The organism is Vibrio sp. HI00D65, assembly GCF_001635455.1.
Lineage (GTDB): Bacteria > Pseudomonadota > Gammaproteobacteria > Enterobacterales > Vibrionaceae > Vibrio.
Window position 1 is genome coordinate 1 of sequence record NZ_LWEH01000241.1, and the last position, 220, is coordinate 220.

1 protein-coding gene is annotated in these 220 nt (G+C 46.8%); it reads left to right on the plus strand.

Translation table 11 applies throughout. The features are described 5' to 3' along the window. On the plus strand, window positions 1-220 hold a 220-nt coding region (locus A3712_RS16800), incomplete at both ends, for an ATP-binding cassette domain-containing protein (protein ID WP_157618797.1).

The window sequence follows — 220 nt, forward strand, 5'->3', positions numbered from 1 at the left end:
CGTTTGGAGCCAAGCTCAATTAACCGCTACCCGCATGAGTTTTCTGGCGGACAAAGACAACGTATTGCGATTGCTCGTGCACTGATTCTTGAGCCATCTTTCATTTTGTTGGATGAACCGACTTCAGCACTCGATCGCTCAGTACAGCTAACCGTGATTGACCTGCTCAAAGACATCCAAACAAAGCACAATATTGGCTTCCTATTCATCAGCCATGACC